The following is a 996-nucleotide window of genomic DNA, read 5'->3' on the forward strand; positions in this document are numbered from 1 at the left end:
AAGGTTTTTGATAAAGCAATCCTCCATGAGAAAAGCGACTAAAATTCTTCCTTATCTGATGTAAAGGAGAAAATCATGGCTACTATTGGGTATATTCGGGTGTCAACAATTGACCAAAATATCGATTTACAGCGTAATGCGCTTACTAGTGCAAATTGTGACCGCATTTTTGAAGACCGTATCAGTGGCAAGATTGCAAACCGCCCCGGCCTGAAACGGGCGTTAAAGTATGTAAATAAAGGCGATACTCTTGTCGTCTGGAAATTAGACAGACTGGGCCGTAGCGTGAAAAATCTGGTGGCGTTAATATCAGAATTACATGAACGTGGAGCTCACTTCCATTCTTTAACCGATAGTATTGATACCAGTAGCGCGATGGGGCGATTCTTTTTTCATGTAATGTCAGCACTGGCCGAGATGGAGCGAGAATTAATTGTCGAGCGAACCCTTGCCGGACTGGCTGCCGCCAGAGCGCAAGGACGACTGGGAGGGCGCCCTCGGGCGATCAATAGACATGAACAGGAACAGATTAGCCGGCTATTAGAGAAAGGCCATCCTCGGCAGCAACTAGCTATTATTTTTGGTATTGGCGTATCTACCTTATACAGATATTTTCCGGCAAGCCGCATAAAAAAACGAATGAATTAAAATAAAAATTACAACAGGATGGATATAACATTTTTGTAATACAGGCGTATGGCATAAATAAACCGGAAGGGTATACGAAAAAGACAGCATCTAATTAAAAAGAGAAAAAAATTCAACGCATTAACATATATAGTGTAGCGCGCTCACGATAAGGCCTATGTTACATCCAGCTATAGACGATATCGCTCAAAACACTAGCAGACACTGCGTTCACATAGAAAGGCTTTTTAATCAAAACGTTAGGTGTAAGCAATTACAGACGGAAAAAGTAGTAAAGTTTATGCCTCAAGTGTCGATAACCTGGATGACACAGGTAAGCCTGGCATAACATTGGTTATCAAAAACCTT

At 41.7% G+C, this 996-nt stretch carries 1 protein-coding gene; it reads left to right on the top strand.

Going from position 1 to position 996, the window contains the following annotated elements; translation table 11 throughout:
• Nucleotides 1-75: 75 nt before the first annotated feature.
• Complete coding sequence (gene hin / locus HV477_RS27915) at nucleotides 76-648, top strand: flagellar phase variation DNA invertase Hin (RefSeq protein ID WP_000190920.1); 573 nt, start codon at nucleotides 76-78, stop codon at nucleotides 646-648.
• The last annotated feature ends 348 nt before the right edge of the window (nucleotides 649-996 follow it).

Origin of the sequence: Salmonella sp. SG203 (assembly GCF_013350575.1) — a bacterium.
Classification (GTDB): domain Bacteria; phylum Pseudomonadota; class Gammaproteobacteria; order Enterobacterales; family Enterobacteriaceae; genus Salmonella; species Salmonella enterica.